Source organism: uncultured Ruegeria sp., from assembly GCF_947497005.1.
In the GTDB taxonomy this organism is placed as follows: domain Bacteria; phylum Pseudomonadota; class Alphaproteobacteria; order Rhodobacterales; family Rhodobacteraceae; genus Ruegeria.
Map to the genome: position 1 here is coordinate 39,123 of NZ_CANMFF010000022.1, position 17,164 is coordinate 56,286.

13 protein-coding genes, 2 tRNA genes and 3 pseudogenes are annotated in these 17,164 nt (G+C 51.2%); 9 read left to right on the plus strand and 9 right to left on the minus strand.

Annotated features, from left to right (window positions below):
- Window positions 1–13: 13 nt before the first annotated feature.
- Both Q0816_RS22260 and Q0816_RS22265 read right to left on the minus strand, forming a co-directional pair.
- Entirely contained in the window at window positions 14–1,192 is a 1,179-nt protein-coding gene (locus Q0816_RS22260; protein ID WP_298854766.1) for a carbohydrate kinase family protein, read from the minus strand.
- A 200-nt stretch (window positions 1,193–1,392) separates the two neighbouring features.
- A pseudogene (locus Q0816_RS22265) lies at window positions 1,393–1,552 on the minus strand (transposase); the annotation flags it as partial.
- A 261-nt stretch (window positions 1,553–1,813) separates the two neighbouring features.
- Between Q0816_RS22265 and Q0816_RS22270 the strand changes: the two are divergent.
- Together Q0816_RS22270 and Q0816_RS22275 are read left to right on the plus strand one after the other, a co-directional pair.
- Entirely contained in the window at window positions 1,814–3,736 is a 1,923-nt protein-coding gene (locus Q0816_RS22270) for a cation:proton antiporter (RefSeq protein ID WP_298854811.1), read from the plus strand.
- Window positions 3,737–4,057: 321 nt separating this feature from the next.
- Window positions 4,058–4,243: pseudogene (locus tag Q0816_RS22275) on the plus strand (transposase); the annotation flags it as partial.
- A 258-nt stretch (window positions 4,244–4,501) separates the two neighbouring features.
- Here the strand turns inward: Q0816_RS22275 and Q0816_RS22280 are convergent.
- Window positions 4,502–5,134: a TetR/AcrR family transcriptional regulator gene (locus Q0816_RS22280; protein ID WP_298854768.1), complete on the minus strand. Its 633-nt coding sequence runs from the start codon at window positions 5,132–5,134 to the stop codon at window positions 4,502–4,504.
- A 227-nt stretch (window positions 5,135–5,361) separates the two neighbouring features.
- On the opposite strand from Q0816_RS22280, the gene Q0816_RS22285 reads away from it, so the two are divergent.
- Window positions 5,362–6,183, plus strand: a complete 822-nt coding sequence (locus Q0816_RS22285; RefSeq protein ID WP_298854770.1) for an enoyl-CoA hydratase/isomerase family protein — start codon at window positions 5,362–5,364, stop codon at window positions 6,181–6,183.
- Window positions 6,184–6,804: 621 nt separating this feature from the next.
- On the opposite strand, the gene Q0816_RS22290 is transcribed toward Q0816_RS22285, so the two are convergent.
- A complete protein-coding gene (locus Q0816_RS22290) occupies window positions 6,805–7,644 on the minus strand; it encodes a hypothetical protein (protein WP_298854771.1) in 840 nt (279 codons plus the stop codon).
- A 1,062-nt stretch (window positions 7,645–8,706) separates the two neighbouring features.
- Window positions 8,707–8,782 (minus strand) — tRNA-Thr (locus Q0816_RS22295).
- A gap of 176 nt (window positions 8,783–8,958) precedes the next feature.
- Between Q0816_RS22295 and Q0816_RS22300 the strand changes: the two genes are divergently transcribed.
- From Q0816_RS22300 to Q0816_RS22310, 3 genes and pseudogenes are all read left to right on the plus strand, one after another.
- Window positions 8,959–9,828 carry a hypothetical protein gene (locus Q0816_RS22300; protein ID WP_298854773.1) on the plus strand — a complete coding sequence of 290 codons (870 nt, stop codon included), beginning with the start codon at window positions 8,959–8,961 and terminating at the stop codon, window positions 9,826–9,828.
- A 180-nt stretch (window positions 9,829–10,008) separates the two neighbouring features.
- Window positions 10,009–10,107 (plus strand): annotated as a pseudogene (locus Q0816_RS22305) (integrase core domain-containing protein); the annotation flags it as partial.
- A 113-nt stretch (window positions 10,108–10,220) separates the two neighbouring features.
- Window positions 10,221–10,877 carry a L,D-transpeptidase gene (locus Q0816_RS22310; RefSeq protein WP_298854775.1) on the plus strand — a complete coding sequence of 219 codons (657 nt, stop codon included), beginning with the start codon at window positions 10,221–10,223 and terminating at the stop codon, window positions 10,875–10,877.
- A 39-nt stretch (window positions 10,878–10,916) separates the two neighbouring features.
- Here the strand turns inward: Q0816_RS22310 and Q0816_RS22315 are convergent, their stop codons facing one another.
- Complete coding sequence (locus tag Q0816_RS22315) at window positions 10,917–11,180, minus strand: hypothetical protein (RefSeq protein WP_298854777.1); 264 nt, start codon at window positions 11,178–11,180, stop codon at window positions 10,917–10,919.
- A 787-nt stretch (window positions 11,181–11,967) separates the two neighbouring features.
- Here Q0816_RS22315 and Q0816_RS22320 point away from each other — a divergent pair.
- The 3 genes from Q0816_RS22320 to Q0816_RS26140 all read left to right on the plus strand — a co-directional run bounded on the left by Q0816_RS22320 (window position 11,968) and on the right by Q0816_RS26140 (window position 15,173).
- Window positions 11,968–13,974: a C1 family peptidase gene (locus Q0816_RS22320; RefSeq protein WP_298854779.1), complete on the plus strand. Its 2,007-nt coding sequence runs from the start codon at window positions 11,968–11,970 to the stop codon at window positions 13,972–13,974.
- Between the two features lie 292 nt (window positions 13,975–14,266).
- Window positions 14,267–14,557, plus strand: coding sequence for a recombinase family protein (locus Q0816_RS22325; protein WP_298854781.1), 291 nt, complete (start codon window positions 14,267–14,269; stop codon window positions 14,555–14,557).
- Between the two features lie 199 nt (window positions 14,558–14,756).
- Window positions 14,757–15,173 (plus strand): AAA family ATPase, encoded by a 417-nt coding sequence (locus Q0816_RS26140; RefSeq protein WP_367180562.1) that lies wholly within the window; start codon window positions 14,757–14,759, stop codon window positions 15,171–15,173.
- A gap of 88 nt (window positions 15,174–15,261) precedes the next feature.
- On the opposite strand, the gene Q0816_RS22330 is transcribed toward Q0816_RS26140, so the two are convergent.
- The 3 genes from Q0816_RS22330 to Q0816_RS22340 form a co-directional block, all read right to left on the minus strand.
- Window positions 15,262–15,336 (minus strand) — tRNA-Gln (locus tag Q0816_RS22330).
- A gap of 90 nt (window positions 15,337–15,426) precedes the next feature.
- On the minus strand, window positions 15,427–16,416 hold the full coding sequence (locus tag Q0816_RS22335) for an NADPH:quinone reductase (protein ID WP_298854783.1): 990 nt from the start codon (window positions 16,414–16,416) through the stop codon (window positions 15,427–15,429).
- 91 nt (window positions 16,417–16,507) lie between these two features.
- Window positions 16,508–16,969: an SH3 domain-containing protein gene (locus tag Q0816_RS22340; RefSeq protein ID WP_298854813.1), complete on the minus strand. Its 462-nt coding sequence runs from the start codon at window positions 16,967–16,969 to the stop codon at window positions 16,508–16,510.
- Window positions 16,970–17,164 lie beyond the last annotated feature (195 nt).

Genomic DNA, 17,164 nt, shown 5'->3' on the forward strand with positions numbered 1-17,164 from the left:
TTACTCAACCATTCTATGTAGACCAACATGCCTGATACAGGGCAGTTGCGAAGTCAGATGTGACGTTCACGCCTTCGTCCAAGAGCTTCAGCATCGAATGCTGGTCACTGATCTCCAATAGCAGCGTTACAACCCGGCCGTCGCTCACGGCTTTGATGCATCTTTGTATCGCAGGTTCTTCTGGTTGATCTGAAAGTACAAGAAGCGATCCCCAATCTTCGTCAAAACTTCTAGGTCCATCAATCAATGGGCAAACAACCTCCGCCCCCAACTCCCTAAGGCGAAAACATGCCTCCTCCAGAGTATAACGTCTACCAATTGTATCAACCTTCCCCTCTAGCCGAAGTGGCAGCGCGTTAGTCTGCCCAACTGATACCAATTTGACGTCACCAAAGTTTTGTTCTGGTAGACTCCGTGTGGCAACATAAAGAGAAACATACTGTGATGCTAAATCAGCGGCCTCGGCGGGGGGTCTTTGTTCTTCGGCCCAATAGTAGGCGAAAATGGCACTGAAAACGTCCCCAGTTCCAATTTTAAATACACTATCGGATCGGTAAGCCGGAATGGATCGCTCCGATCCGTTGTCCTCAAAAACAACGGCTCCGAATGGCCCTCTTTTTAGGACGACTACATTGGCAAAGTGTGTTGAAACAATCTCTCTACACGCCTCTAAAGCGTTGAGTTTCGGAGCGATCGATATTGCCTCCGCTGCGTTTACAATAAGAGCGAGTTCTTTCGCTGTTGAGCCGTTCCTGTAGAATGGAGCGGGACTTTTGGAGGTTTGTGGATCATACACCGCTCGCTCAGCTTTAACGATGGCATCTCCATCCAAGAAACCAAACCGCAAAACTGCCTTGCCCTCCAGATGGATTGGGTCATTTTGAAATATTTTGGCTGGCGTTGGTTCAATGTGAGGCGTCGAAAGAGGGTGAAAATAAGCAAACACTACCCCATTTTGACAGGGTGATCGTCGGATCTCTATTCCAAGCGCTTTAAGCCTATCGATACCTGCCTGTTTGTCACACTTTGCATATGTGTGAAGCACACTTCCTGGTGAGAGCTTAGAAACAGCGGCGGCCGCCCTTCCTCCAGATCCGAACTCCTCGTGCCAGCTCGGAACAACGCAGATTTCTGTGTAGAGGCCGCCCGCGATCTGCATTTCAATAATCCAGGTCTCACCATTCTTCGGCATTCAGCGATTTACTGAACCCAAGTTCATGCCAAGATTCAACAAATCGAATTGTTTCGAGCTGAACCTTATCAAAACTATTGATGATGGTCATTCAAGCTTTTTCTGTCGAAGTGCTGGGCTCAGGACCCATTTATCTCCGGTTAGCGGCATGCTTCACCGCTCTATAAGTTAGCGTTAGGCATACCGACGTCCTGCACCTACTCCCTCGGAGCATCCGACCGTCTCGAGCCATTGCGGTTGATGAAGATCCATACCGCTCAACACACGCCGGTCGTCAACACGTGGCTTGCCATGACTTTTCGGAAAGTGCGGTCTCAACCGGGCCATCTGCTCGTCGGTTAAACAAAACAAGTCGCTCATCACGCCCTCTGAAATTCAGAAGCTTGAATCAGCTGGGCGCGTCGTCTGCGACCAAATCAATGGATCCAGCGCCCAGTCTTGAAGTGGTTGAATTCAAATTGAAAATTTGTGATCCAAGGCCACAAAACCCCTTACTCATTACAGGATTGATTCTTCGCACAAGGCACACCTTTGTTCTTACGTGCAATTTGTGCTCAATTTGATACCATCGGACGTGATACATCAATTTTTTGCATATCGCCTTAAATGGGCAATGAATTTATGAATGAGTTCCTTTACCAAGCTACAGTCTATTTGTTTGCCGCAGTCCTAACCGTATCTGTCTTGAATCGAGTCGGCCTCGGTTCTGTGTTAGGTTATTTACTCGCAGGAGTCGTCATTGGACCAATTTTTGGCTTGGTCGGGCCTGAGAGTGAATCGCTTCAACACGTTGCTGAATTTGGCGTCGTTATGATGTTGTTCCTAATTGGCTTAAGCATTGCACCAATTGAGCTTTGGAACACGCGTTACTCACTTTTGGGATTAGGCGGCAGTCAGATTATTTTTACAACGGTGGTCATTATGCTGCTGACATCGCTTGCGGGCCATCCGTGGAGCGTGTCTCTCGCCGTTGCTCTGACCCTGTGCCTCTCTTCTACAGCAATTGTCTTGCAGACGCTCTCGGAAACCAGTCAGTTACATTCAAGTGGTGGTCGCGCCGCATTCTCTGTGCTGCTTATGCAAGACTTTGCAGTAATACCGATACTCGCCTTCTTGCCTTTACTGGCACTGCCGCCACTACCCCTTATTTCAGAAGATGGTTCGATGGACCGCCGTGTTGCTGATTTCGATGAGTACGCACATGGCAATCTCTCTTTGATTGAAGGTCTTCCCGGATGGGGCGTTACAATGATTACTATTGGTGCAGTTGCCTTTATCATTTTGTTTGGCAGATTTTTTGCAAATCCACTGTTTCGATTTGTCTCAACAGGCAATAAACGTGAGATGCAGACGGCTCTAGCCCTCAGTGTTGTTGTCGGCATTTCATTCCTCATGAGCCTTGTTGGACTTCCACCTGCGCTTGGTGCATTTGTTGCAGGTCTAGTATTGGCAAATTCGGATTTTCGAGACCTAATTGACGGTGTTATTCAGCCGTTCAAATCGCTTTTTATGGGGTTGTTCTTTATTACCGTGGGCGCAGGTATTGACGTCGGTTTGTTCTTTAGTGATCCTCTAAATTTTTTGGCGCTAGCTCTGCTTCTAATAGTCGTTAAGGGCATTATTTTATTAGTATTGGGGTATTTCTACCAACTTCCAAGTCGCGATCTTTGGATTTTCACGATAGGTCTCGCACAAGCCGGTGAATTTGGGTTTGTACTTCTCGCATTTTCTACACAACAAAATGTGATCCCGCCTGATTTATCGCAAAAACTATTGATGGTAATAGCATTGACGATGTTAATGACCCCCATATTTTTGGCTTTAACTCGGCCTGTCACAAGGCTGGCAATTGGGAGTGGCGCGCCGATCCAGCACGGCAGGATAAAGGTTTTCATTAGCTATTCTAGAGACAACAAGGAAGAGATGGAAGACTTCAAGATCTTTTTAGAGAGCCAAAGATTTGAGGTCATTTACGATTCTCGCAACATCCCCTTTGGAGAAGAATGGAAAAAAGAACTTCGGTATTTGATCGAGCAAGCTGACGTAGTAATATGGCTTATAAGTCCGCCATCGATTAAATCCTATTGGTGCAATTGGGAGCTGAGGCAAATTGAAGAGTTAAAAAAGAAGCTTGTACCAATTTTTATTGAAGACGTCCCGCTGAATTTGGTTCCAAAAGAAGTCAGGGCTAGGCAGATTATGCCCGGATCCGGTTGCTTCAATCTTGAAAGCCGTGACCACAAGATTTCATTGGCTCAGTTGCTGGCGTCGGACTACGACTGGATAAAGTACCATACACGGCTTGGCGATCGGGCGAGGGTTTGGGACGACGCTGACCGCAGCGCGGATAGATTGTTGACTGAAGCAGAGTTGCAGGAAGCCGAGGAATGGTATGCTCAACGCCCTCATGCTGCTCCCGAGCCCACTCCAGTTATAGATGATTTCATTCAAAGCAGTAGGCTTCATTTACACGGAAATATGTCAGACAAAAATGACCCTGCTTTCTCTACTACTCCTAAAACCAAAAGACCGCTTAAGCCGTGATTTTGAGCGTCCCCAACTGAACTGGTCTAGCCCCGGTGCATGTTCTCGTGGAAGACGCGACTCGTGAGGTCATGTCGATGGGCAGGTTTAGATTGCGGTTTGTCCTTAAGTTCCCATTGCTGGGACGTGAGCTATTCGCTGACTGATAAAAGGACAATTGTGAGGTATTTTCTGTGGTATGGGTGCAAATCAATAAGATATAAATGATTTTTAACAATATGTTATGTGTTAAGTGCGCAGGACTTCGTCTCCGCCACTACTGCACAATATATCTATAGGTTTTAAATACTTAAGCCTTCCACTAAGGTGTTACCCCACGTTATCCCCGGTCGGAAGCAGCGCAAGACAACGGTGAAGTACGACAAGCGCCGATACAAACGCCGCAACCGGATCGAGATCATGTTTGGCAGGCTTAAGGATTGGCGCCGTGTGGCAACCCGTTACGACAGGTGCCCCAAGGTCTTCCTCTCAGCAATCGCCCTCGCAGCTCTCGTCATCTATTGGCTACGAGTCCTGACCCTAATCATGTTTGCAAATGTGTCTGATATAGGAATTTCGGGCATAACAGCGATGCGGCTTTTCTACAATTACGACTTTTTGAGCCGTAACCAACAAATCGATAGACAAGTGCTGCTGCCAACGGATGGTTCGGTGATAGAGTCGTTGCCTTTTCCGGTTCGCAGATGGTCAATGCAACGAGGCGTAACGTTCGAAACTTTGTAGTAGATCTGGTGCTCGCTGCCACCAAGAGTTGCGGCATAGGTCTCACACGATGACGCGCATCAGCTTGCGCAATTCATCTGCCAGTTCAGTGTCAGCATCCTCTTCGCCAGAGACAAAGCGTACCAAAGCCGCCTGAAAAAGACCATCAATAGCGGCATACGCCGCATTGGGCGTGAGTTTTGGTGTGCTGTTTCCCAAACGCGCATAGCGCTCAATTATTCTCCAGACCATGTTTTCCAAATCAGAGTCAATTTGCTTCACATCTGTCCAAAGCACCTTGTCAAACAAAGCTTGCGAACGAAGATCGTACCAAAGGCGATGTATTTTGGTTTCGTTCAACAAGGTTTCGGTGAGCTTTTGGAGAAAGGCGTTGAGCAGATCTTCTTGAGTTCCCGCAGTCTCGATAGCCAGATCATAGCGGCGCACGCATACCGATTTGTACTGCCGGATGCATTGAACGATGAGGTCATCCTTGTCGTTGAAGTAGTAGCGCAGGACACCGTGTGAGAAATCGGTATTGTCCGCGATGTCTCTCAGTGACGTTCGGGCGTACCCCAATTCAGCGAGCGTAGTCAGTGCGGCATTTGCAAGTTCTGCCTGACGACTCGCAAACTTATTGACCTTTGCATGCGCACGCTCGCTTGCGTCATCCAAACGGTTTCGGGGTTTGGCCATTAAGAACTCCAGACTTGCCGGTGTTTTGAGTGGTTAGCTCTGCTTTTCAGCTACTTACCTGAAAACACTTCCTACCATTGGATTCCAGCGAAATTCAAATGTAAAATAAAAAACCTTACAACTGTAAAAAAATTTCTATGTGTAGCGACAGCCAGACACGCTGGCCGTGGAAAATGGCGAGAGCCGGCCACTTCTCAATTGGTCAGAAACTTCTTAGGAGCTTCAAAATGAGCAAGCTGCATATCAAGACGCAGGACGGTGTTGCTTCGGTGGTCATCGATAACCCGCCAGCAAATATATGGACGGTAGATGTCATCAATGAAATGAACGCTTTCATCCTGTCGCTGAAAGACGACAGGGAAACAAAGGCAGTCGTGTTCCACTCCGCGAACCCGCATTTCTTCGTTGCCCATCTTGATTTGAACACGATCAATGGCACTCCGGGCGGTCAGGCTGGGATCATCGAATTCAGCCACATGATCAGCAGAATCAAAGCCATGAAACAGGTGTCGATTGCCGTAGTGGACGGTATCGCGCGTGGCGGTGGCAATGAGTTTATCATGGCCTGCGATTTTGCTTACGGCACAGAAAATGCAGCCTTCGCGCAGCCTGAAATTGGGGTCAACATTCCAACCGGCGGTCAAGGCGCGGTGCAATTCGCCCGGCGCATGGGAAAAAACAAAGCATTGCAAGCTCTGCTGACAGGCGCGGATCTTTCGTCAGAGGAAGCTGAGGCGGTGAATGTCATAACCAAGTTTGTACCCAAATCGGAGGTAGATACGTTTCTCGATGGAATTCTTGGTGCGATCAGAAACTTGGAACTACGCGACATCGTCATGTACAAGGAGATTGTTGCGGTTTCGATCAGAGATGAAGCTGCGGGAGCAGAGCTTGAACTTCGTCATTTTCTTGAACGCGCTCGAGAAGAAAAAACGCAGGCGATCATCAAGGCCTTTCTGAAGCACGGTGGTCAAACAGAGCGAGAGGCGACAGACTTTGCAGGGGTTTTTGCCGACACTGCCGCTGAGCTGTCCGGGTTGATGGCTTAACTCTGTACAGTTACTTAAATGAAGTTCGATCATGGATGGTAACCTCATCCATGATCGAAACGAGGACGTTCGCAGCATCACAGGTTTTTGCGAGAATGGGTTCACGCCTGCCAATCTCCGCGCTGCCGCAACCATCGGTACCATTTGGTTTGAGCAGTTCTAAACGTCGCGTCTGCAGCGAATGGCCGGTTTGATGAAGCTGCACCGCAGCAGTTGGCCACGGGGCGAGGTCGGCTTTCGGCCGTTGACGCCTGTCGCGGCACCTCCATTATCGTGAGTTTGCAAAGTCCGCTACCTGCGCATTGTTGCAATTGGGGCATCCCTGCTGCTTGATCAACTTACGTCACTTCCTTGCCTCTTTATGGAAGAGGGCAGAAGTGACGAATTGGCTTACGTGGGACAAATCAACAGGACAAGGAAATCCGGTCAGGACGTAGCGTTTGAGTTTACGCTCGATAGCGAGGTGCCGCCTACCTCCAGCTTATTGGGCCCCTCCTTGGAGACACAGAAAGACGGTCGTGGCCTCGGAAACATCAATAAAAATTCACACCTCGAACCATCGCATTTTTCACCTGTGCCTGCCGTCGGATTTTGCGGTGCAGCAAGGAAACTGTACTTTGACTACTCTGAGTTGGCTGAGATTATATTGGCAGTCATGTTCGAGATGGCACGCACAGCCTCCTTAGGAATTCCTCCCTCCCCAAGAAATCGTTCTTCATTTGAACTTGCGGCTGCAACAACACCCCATGGAGCCAAGTCTTGTGACTCCAAAAACACTGGGCAGGCAAAAGCTGATCGCCAAAGCCAATTGTCATTCACCTCGGAAGTTGACGTCTCTCCAGACACTCCGCTTCTTTGTATTGATCCAACTTGATCACTTGAAACCTCGTTGTTCTCATTAAAACACCTTCCAATTAGGCCTTCGCCCGGCCGCATACTCGGGATAGATTCCAACGGTTTCTCAGGATCCGAAATGTGAGCAATCGGAACGAGCTCAATGGCAGTTTCGTCGGTGATGCTAGCTCTATAGACAACGATGGACCAATCTTCAGTGTCCTCAAACTCGAAAGAAGAGACAATTGTCGTACCGATAAACTGAAATAGAACGTTTACAACCTCCTCATCTGAGCGCGTTCGATCAAAGTGATGTATCTGGCCCGCAAGGTTTCCTCCCCACAAAGTAGCCAAATATAGGGAGGCCAATCCTTTTATTGATCGTTCTTGTTGCTCGGCGCTATGCGCTGATTGAATCGCTTCTACAATGCGATCAATATCATGGCGCAGAATTATTGTTGGGGCGCTTTCACCGTAAAGTACCCAATTCATGTCTTCGTCGGACCACTCCAAGGCTTGCCCAATTAGTCCCAAAGTTTGACTCGTAATTTTGTGGCCGCCCGTCCCAGAGAGGTATCGGTTCAGTGTAGAAACACTACCTTTGTGCCACCCGTTGATCTTCAACATTCTGTCCCTCAATTGCTCAACACTAAGTGCGAGTCGGGCCATGTCGCGAACCATCAATCTGGCTAGGCGGGGGTAAAGTTCGGGGTCAGTGAGCGGATTTGACGGTTTTTGGTCCATAACGCCTCGGATGAATTCTTGAAAGACTGGAGCAGCGCAGAAGCCCGTTCCGGAACGGCATTCAAACAGGAGCACTAGAATGCCGAAAGAAAATACCCGTTTCCCTCCGACCCGCAAGTGGCCTTACCTGGCGCTAGCCGTCATAACGGCTCTTAAGATGCTTGGAGTTTGCGACCTGGTTATTGGCGCCGCAACTACTCTTTGCTACTATTTACTTTGGCGGCAATGAAGCAAAATGCGCGGACCGCTGCCCGGTCCGCGCCCTCCAGCCGTCATCGCAGTTTCCCGCACCTCACTCTTGATCCCAATGCCAATGCCCGGGCGGCAGATGACATGCCACTGTCGTATCAGTGAGGCGCACAACCCGATGAAATGCACCACGCCGCAGTAAGTACCTGATTTCAAGACGCTACTACCTGTTTTCGTGGTTTTGCACCCCGTGCAGCGGCACCGAATATCGGCTCGAGCGCAACCATCGGGCCGGCCCAGCGTTCGATATTGGGGATCGGCTCACCTCTAGTTCGGGCCATCACCAATGAAGACAGCCATCGAAGCTGACGGGACATTCAAGCAGCATCGCTTCCCCTCAGACACCGTCCCTATCACCCTTTTTCAATCCCCGGTGGATCGCGCGACCATGATCGCCCAAATGGCAAAACTCCTTGGCGAACATCCGCCTCGACCGCTTTTGTGAAGTTTGCGTGCATGTCTCGCTGCGCAGCAAACTTTTGTGTTCCTGACCAATTTTTCAGGATATTGATTGGAATCGGGCCTTTGGGGAAGGTTTACAGCACTTTGCAACCTGTTCGTCAGCCGTAATTGGATAAATCGTACAATTAAAAGACTAACTTCATCCAACAGCCATCGAAAGGTGGTCTATAAGGTGGTCTGAAGATATACAAATGCGCTTAAAATATTGAATTGCATAAATATTTTGAATTTAGTTGGTGCCCCCACACGGACTCGAACCGCGGACCTACTGATTACAAATCAGTTGCTCTACCAGCTGAGCTATAGGGGCGCTAGCTGTCGATTACTTCCTCTGGCTGAGGACTTCAAGCCTCAATTTTAACCCAAACTTGGGGATTGCTCGATTTCCTGAGAAAGTGCAAATACGTACGGTTAATCCGTTGCAAACATCTCACTGGAAGTAGCGGGTGCGACTATGCAGAAAAGCCTGAGGACGAAGGAAACGAGATGCAGGTTGCTATCCACGCCGGGGTGGCCTTTACGGATGAAGGGCTGGTGTCGTCGTCGCTTATGGCGAACAAGCGATCTTTGGCGGATTACAATACTGCAGCTTTGGGGCCGCGTCGATCCCGTCAATTCGTCAAAGTGATATCTGACTCGATTTTGCAGGGCTCGCCCAACGCAGAAGTACGGAACAATCTGAATGGGCTTTTTACCGGAGATCAAAATCCGGACCGATTAATTTTGTCGAGCGACAAGTTCTTTGGACCTAGGCGCACCGCGCTGCAACACGGTCAGATCTATCCATTTGCTGGAAAAAGAACGGCTTATACGGAATCTCTGCTTGATGGCGCTCAGGTCAAAGTGTTCGCAGGGTTAGTGAACCCGGGGATTTTTATTCCAAAGATCCTGATGTCCATCCACGAGGATCATCGACAGGACATTCTGGCCAGTACCGATTTAAGCTGCCTCAGCTGGCTGAGTATGATCGAAGACCTACGGGATCTTGCACCTCAGGTCCAACTGACTCTGTGGGAGAATGAGCATTCTCCGCTGATTTGGGGGGATATCATCCGCACAATGGCCGGATTGCCTGATGGAGCTCCGGTTCATGATGAATTTGCCTTCCTGTCGTCCCTTCTGACGGAAACAGGACAACGGCATGTATTGGATATTGTGAGAAAAGGGGAAACCATCGATCCGAACAACCGCCGGGAAGAGATGGCAGGTGTTTTGGAAGAATACGCCCGCCCGGAGAAGATCGAAGAAGAACTCGATCTGCCTGGTTGGAATGCTGACGTAGTTGATGCGTTTACGGATCTTTATGAGCAGGATCTGGCCGCGATTCGGGCTATGCCGGACATTTGTGTTTTGTAAATCTGACCCCTTTGCAGCGCTGTCGCACACAAGATCAGCGATGACACATTCTACAAGTACAAAGCGAAGTCTGCCGGTATGAACATGCTGGATGCGAAAAAGTTACGGTCACCGGAGGATGAGAACAACGGTCTGAAACGAATCTTAGTGGGCGAAGGATCGAACAATGCCGCGCTACATCCGATGCAGAATGCCTTTATCCAGTCATTCAATGGCCGCTTTCGGGGCAAATGTTTGAACAAACACTTCTTTGCGCAGACACTGAGGTCAATTGTCAACCTGGACAAGCTGAGAAACCACTTGAAGCTCTAGCTTCTAAAGGCATTATTGTTATCCTTTGATTGCTGGGCTGTTGCGCCGGCAGAACATGATTGAAGATCTGGACCTGGACCATGCTGACGAGACGCCATTTCATACAAACAACCACCGCGCTGTTTTCAGCGTCGGTATCCAGCCCGCTGTTGGCTAATACTTGGCCAACGGGTTCGCAAAAATCTGCCTGGGACGCCCAGGTCACACCGCCTGGGTATGATGCCGCCACGACAAATCCTTGGGGAGTACACGAACGTTTTCTGCCACGACGGGTCACCGCGAATGATGGCCTAGTGCCTGGTGATATTCATGTCGATGCGGTAGCGCGGTATCTCTATCATATCGAAGAGGGTGGCACGGCGATGCGTTATGGCGTCGCCATAGCGCGCGGAAATTTGTACGAGCCGGGAACGTATACGATCCGGCGCAAGGTTAAATGGCCGCGTTGGACCCCAACAGCGTCCATGATCGAGCGCAATCCGGAGTATGCGCAATTCAGGGATGGGATGGATCCCGGGCCGACCAATGCGCTGGGGTCCCGAGCGCTTTATCTGTATGTTGGCAACCGCGACACCTACCTGAGGATCCATGGCACGCCGCAATCCCGAAGCATTGGCGGACGCGCCAGCTCAGGCTGCGTTCGCATGATCATGGCCCATATCAACGACCTCTATCCAACTGTAAAAGTGGGCTCGACTGCGTATTTGTATTCTGCCGAGGACACGGTTTCTGGCTGAAAAGCGACACGGGATAGGGTGGTTATTGATCACCTGTCCTTACGCTTCACGCGCGGCGCAGATCTGGCCGCCACTTGTTGCGCGCAGGGGCACCAGCGTTGTTTCGACCGGTCCGCTGTAGTCATACCAATAGCAGTTGTCCTGCGGAACCAGTCGTGCCGTCGTCAAATCCTGTCCGGGTGCGGCCAGGGCGACAACGGTCTCGGGGAGGTTTCCTATCTTGTTTGCCGCATCAAACTGTGCCGAACACCCGGCAGCGATGGACAGCGCTGCAACAACAGCTAAGATTTTTTTGTTCTGCATGTAGCCATTTCCGACCGTTGTTTCGATTCGTTGCAGGAAAGGTCGCACTGGTGTTGATGGCCCGCAAGCTGCAATGGCGTTGGCATGTTCTGCAAGCCAGCACATATTTTGGAAATCTTCGACAATTTGGCCGCGAAACGCTGGTTGCTGTACGGCACAAACGATCTGAGACGAGGATCAATCCGGCAATCCAGCTACCTGTAGATCACTGACAAACCTGTCCTCTGCCGTTTTAGTATCGTCAAGGGCACGGGACTGGCCGGCACTTAGCTGACGGTGAAAGTACTTTTCATCCTTTACTGATCAGCGGTCAGTTATCAGCGGCAGAAGCTCAATGTACGCTTCAGGCCAGGAGAGATCATTGATGGCGGGCATTAACGACATTCGGCAGAAGAGCGCCAAAGTTTGTGTAGTCTGCACGGCCGCACTGTTTCATAGCATGATATACAAGCAAACCAGTGAACCAAGGCGTTTGAATAGACGGGCCAAGGTATTCTGCGAGACAATTTGAATTGCCCAGCGAGAGCCCAAAGGGTTGCAGGACGCGTGAAAGCCCGCTTTCGGAATATACAGCACTATGCATTTGAACGCGATCAACGGCCGGTCTGGGCCACCCTTGCCATAGGGACCGGCGGCGCTGTGATTAGGGCGAACTTTGGCGCTTAAGCACTTGAAACTGGGCGGCAACCAGTTTCACCGCAAACGGTCATAGCCTTTATCAGGAAACACTCTTTTGCGCGGGTGACTATTCTGGGCTACAGTGTTCCGGCAAATATTGATCAAATATATGTTTGAAGAACAGGATGTTAAGCAAACCCAGCCGGAGGGATTCCCCGTGAGCAAGCGCCCTACAAAATCACGCAAGTCCAAAAAAACAACTCCAAAGAAAGCAGTCGATTCCTCCAAAACCCTTGATGCCGCTCCAAGACTGGCCAACAGGGTCCTCAATGTCCAACCGGACGCAACCGACTTGCGCGATCGCATCTATGAACCCGCTCTGCTTGACCTTGCCTTGAAGTTGGATCCGCCAGCAGCCGACATGAGCCCAATCCGAGATCAGGGTCAGGAAGGTGCCTGCACCGGTTTTGCACTCTCAAGCGCCATCACGTTGATGAACCGGGTCCGTCATCAACGCATCGATCCGACCGCCTTTGTTCCAATGGCAAGTCCCCGAATGCTGTATGAAATGGCCAAGATCAATGACGAGTGGCCAGGTGAGGACTATGAAGGCTCCAGCATTCGCGGAGCGCTCAAAGGCTTCTACAACAATGGGGCCTGCAGCGAAGACGTGGCCCCTTATAAGGACGGTCAAAACAATTGGTTCCTCACCGTCAAACACGCCAAAGACGCCCGCAATATCGGCCTTGGCGCCTATTATCGTCTGCGCCCGGAAATAATCGACTACCACGCCGCGCTCAATGAAGCTGGTGTGATTTACGTTTCCGCGCAAATCCATCGAGGATGGCAAAATCCGTCAAAAGGCGACATCAAGCCTTCTCATCTGACCGAAGGCGGTCACGCCTTCATCATTGTCGGCTATGACGATAGGGGGTTTCTCATTCAAAATTCATGGGGTGAGACCTGGGGTGGGTTCGGCGATCGCTCCGGCATCGCCAGATGGCGCTATGAGGATTGGGCTGCCACCATCATGGACGCTTGGGTTCTGCGCCTTTCCGTGCCAACACCCGATGCCTTCGATCTCACCGTAACCGAGCCGACGCCGGAAAGCGAAAGCCTCTTTGGCACGCAAAACGTTCGCGCCCCGCGCCACGAAGACATCATCGGTCACGTCATTCATCTCGATGACGGCAAGCTTGTTGAAACCGGGAAATATCCGACACCGCTCACAACCATCAAAGAAACTGCCGACTTTCTTGCCGATGAAGCTGCAACTGCTGAACGTGGTTATCAACATCTGATGTTCTACGCCCATGGCGGGCTCAACAATTCAGCGGCCTCGGCGAACCGTGTGCGCAAAATGAAAGAAGTTTTCAAGCGAAACGGAATCTACCCCATTCACTTCATGTGGGAAACCGGCTTCTTTGAATCGCTCACCGACGTCATCTTCAATTCGCGCGATAAGGCAGAGGCCCGTGTCGGCGGGCTTTCTGACTTTTTCGATCGGGTGCTTGAATCCATTGCTCGGGGACCTGGGACAGCCGTTTGGCGCGATATGAAATGGGATGCCGACCAGAGCTTTAAAACTACCGGTGGAGGACGAAAGGCTCTCAAGGTTTTGCTCGACGGCAACTCAAAACGCTCTAGCCCCCTCAAGGTTCATCTGGTTGGCCACAGCGCCGGCTCTATCCTGATTGCCCATCTGCTAGAAGCAATGGACGTGATGAACCCGCTTAACACACCTGTGGAGTCCTGTTCTTTGATGGCCCCGGCTTGCACAGTCGATCTCTTCAAGAAAAGCTATCGCCCCCGGATCAGAAAACCCGGTGCTGCCTCGGGTGTCAAAAATCTCTTTCAGTACAATTTGATCGACCAGCGCGAACAGAATGACAGCGTAGGACCCTACAGGAAGTCGCTGTTGTATTTTGTCTCCAACGCCTTCGAGGATGAAAAGAAAATGCAGATTCTTGGTATGGAGAAATTTGTCGATGAAGTGCCCATAAAATCCGGCCACACCATCCATTATGCAGGCCGTGCCCCCAGTATTACCGATAGTGAAACGCATGGCGGCTTCGACAATGATCGCAAGACCATGAATGACATTCTCAAAAACATCCTGGGCAAAAAGCCAACCGCGGCCAAAAGCTTCCAGCCTGAAGATTTGACAGGGTACTAGGAAGATTGGGCGTTCCGCAAAGCTTTTAGGATCTTGCAGTACACGAATAGTGACCGAACCGGAGGACTTTTGGAAAAGGACTGAATAAGAAAACAAATGGCGCGGTCAATTGCCTGTGGGGCAGCCGCAGAAAGCAGCACCCTGTTCCGGGCGATTTCGTTATTTCCTAAGGTCCGGGGCAAAAACGAAGGTCTACGCAGCAGATATCCGGGACAAGATCGCAGCCTCTAAGCGCAAGGGTCTGTGGATGGGCGGGAATGTTCCGCTTGGGTATCAGGCGGATGGGCGAACGTTGAAAATCGACGACAAAGAAGCTGAGACCATCAGGACGCTCTTTGATCGCTATCTGGAGCATCAGTCCATTCTTGATGTGAAAGAGCAGGCGGGGGCACTGGAGCTCCGTTCGCGCCGCCGGGAACGCCCGGGTGGGCGCGTGACAGGCGGTAAGTTCTTTGATCGCGAACACATCCATCATTTGATCAGCAATCCGATCTATGCCGGCCGAAGGGGGCGCGTGTCTGGTGGTTTCTTAGACCATTCCAACATTGCGCCTTGCAGCTCCGCAGGTTCGACAGCGATTTGAGGTTGATGGCCTTGTCCGCTTTGCTTCGAAAAATCGGTCAGTGGGATCTCTATGCCTGCAGAATGCGTACAAGTTTCGAATATCTTACACTTCCTCTCCAATGATCTCATCTGCCGTAGACAGCATTCGGAGAAGCGCTTTGCGTAAATAGCTAACCTCAACTGAAATGCAAACTTCGTCGCGACCGCATAGGGTTGGCATGCTGATTGCCCCGCCCGCTCATGGTAAAACCGCAATAATCGCCGCGATATGTGCGTATGTTGCGATGGGGCGTCCTTTCGCTGGTCAGCGAATCCTACGCAATTCCGTGTATTACATCGCGCCTGAGGATGCGCAGGGTGTAATGGACCGCGCGTATGGTCACATAGTCGGCGTCCCCAAAGGAAGTCTGCCGTCTTATGTCGTTGATAAAGCGCCCGATCTCCGCGACGAAAGTCACGTTTCGGGCATTGTCTCTGACGTGCGTAAGATGAAATCGAAATCCCAAACTGAACATGCTATCGTTGTCATAGATACACTGAAGGGACGTGAGTCTTGCTTCGCTCGGAGAGAAACAAGTTTGAGAGCCGGTTTGATTGTCCTTTTGTTTCCCCAATGGGGCTCTGGTTCACGTTAGCTGTACGGCTCTCACGTGACAGCCGGGCAATCGTGCCAGCATCGATTTTAAACCGATCTACTGATTTTATTGAATTTTTCATGGAAAGTGGCTGGGGTGGTAGGATTCGAACCTACGATACACAGTACCAAAAACTGCTGCCTTACCACTTGGCTACACCCCAACGGTGAGCGGCTGTCTACGATTGTTGTTGGCGGGGTTCAAGTGTGTTTCGCCAAAAAAGTCGAACGCCGTACAATTTTTTTCAGGCGCGTCATTTAGTATCGATCAATACTGCTCCGGTGCGATTGCCGTCCTGCACCATTGTATGAGCGATAGCGCATTCCTCTAGGGTGAAGACCTTCTGAACCGGGCAGGTCAAAGCGCCGTCAACCAGGGCCTGATGAAGGGTCTTCACGGCAGCGGCACGCGAATCCGGCGGGAGAAGGTAAATCAGAATAGTCTCAAGCGTCATGGCTTTGAACATCATAGGGCCAAACGGAAAGACGGGCGTCATGTTTCGGGCCGACCCATAGGCGTTGATGCGCCCGTTTTCGGCAATGACGGCGGCATTTGTTTCTATGTTCTGCCCAAGCTCGACATCCACGATTCGGCCAATAGTCTGCCCATCATTTGCATCAAGGATCTGATCGGAAAGATCGTCACTGGCGTAGTCGAGCACAACGTCTGCCCCTGCTGCTGTGACCCGGTCAAAGTTGCGGGGGCTGGCTGTCGTGACAACCCGCGCGCCGGCCCATTTGGCAAGTTGAACGGCCAGAAAGCCAACAGTGCCTGCGCCACCGTGGATTAGAATCGTTTGCCCATTGGGGGTGCCACCTGAAAACACGGCATGGCTTGCGGTGAGGCCCGGGATGCCCAGAATCGCGCCTGTTTGCAGCAATACTGTATTCGGCAGTGTGATTGCCTGAGCATCGGGCAGAGTAATATGGCTGGCGGCGGTTCCGAAAGGGCGTTGCCATTGTCCATTCCAGATCCACACGCGCTGGCCAATCCGTGATGCGGGCACTCCATCCCCCACAGCCGATATGACGCCAGCTCCGTCGCTATGCGGGATGATCACTGGAAACGGCGGTTCCGTCACGCCCGGCCTTGTTCCAGCGCGGGCTTTAACGTCGGAAGGGTTTACACCTGAATAGGACAGCTCGACCGTCACCTCGCCCGGTCCGGGTGGGATGGGCTCGAGGTCCTGTATCCGCAAGACATTGGCCGGGTCTCCGAAGGTGGAATATGTAACTGCTCGCATGATCGCCTCCGTTTTGTCGAGTTTCACAGTATTTCGACGGGAAACTCAAACACCTTGTCGCGTGCTACTAAAGGAGGGGGCAGCCCTTTTCCTATTCGCGAACTTCAGACGGATCGACACCCCAAAGGTTTGATTTCAGTGTCCAGCCACGGTACCCACCGGCGGTTATCCGACACCAATCCAGCGAGCAGGTTCCGAGGCGAGCCACGACCCCGGTCTCGAAATGTGCATTGACGGGCGAGGTCGGGTCAGGTCGGGCATAAACGGGCAACATTTCGGATTCGATCAGCACCGTTCGAACACCCGACAACAAGGCATAGTGAACCCAGCCGCCCGCGCCGTCGCGGTCCTGAACCCTTCGCCAATTGCCATATTCGGCAGTGATCTGCAGCGGCATTCCGCGCCGCTTGAACACCCAGTCGATTCGATGGGTCAAAGATGGGCCCCGCCGTACATTGCCTTCGGCTGCTTTCATTGACACATAACGGGGCAGAGGCAGGTTGGTAACTGATCCGCGTGTGACCTCGGCATGTGCGGCCCATGCGCCGAACATGACCAGAAATACAGATAGTGCCGCCAGACAGCGACGTTTTACCGGTCGAATACCACTCACTGACTGCCTGCTCTTATGCCTGTTGATCCGGTTTTGAAAAAAGGTCGACTCAATGCCAAAGGGGTTCTTGTGCCCCGCCTTATCCTGCGCCACGATGCCATGGCGCGCGTCCGTTTGCAAAGCAGTGGGAGGGCC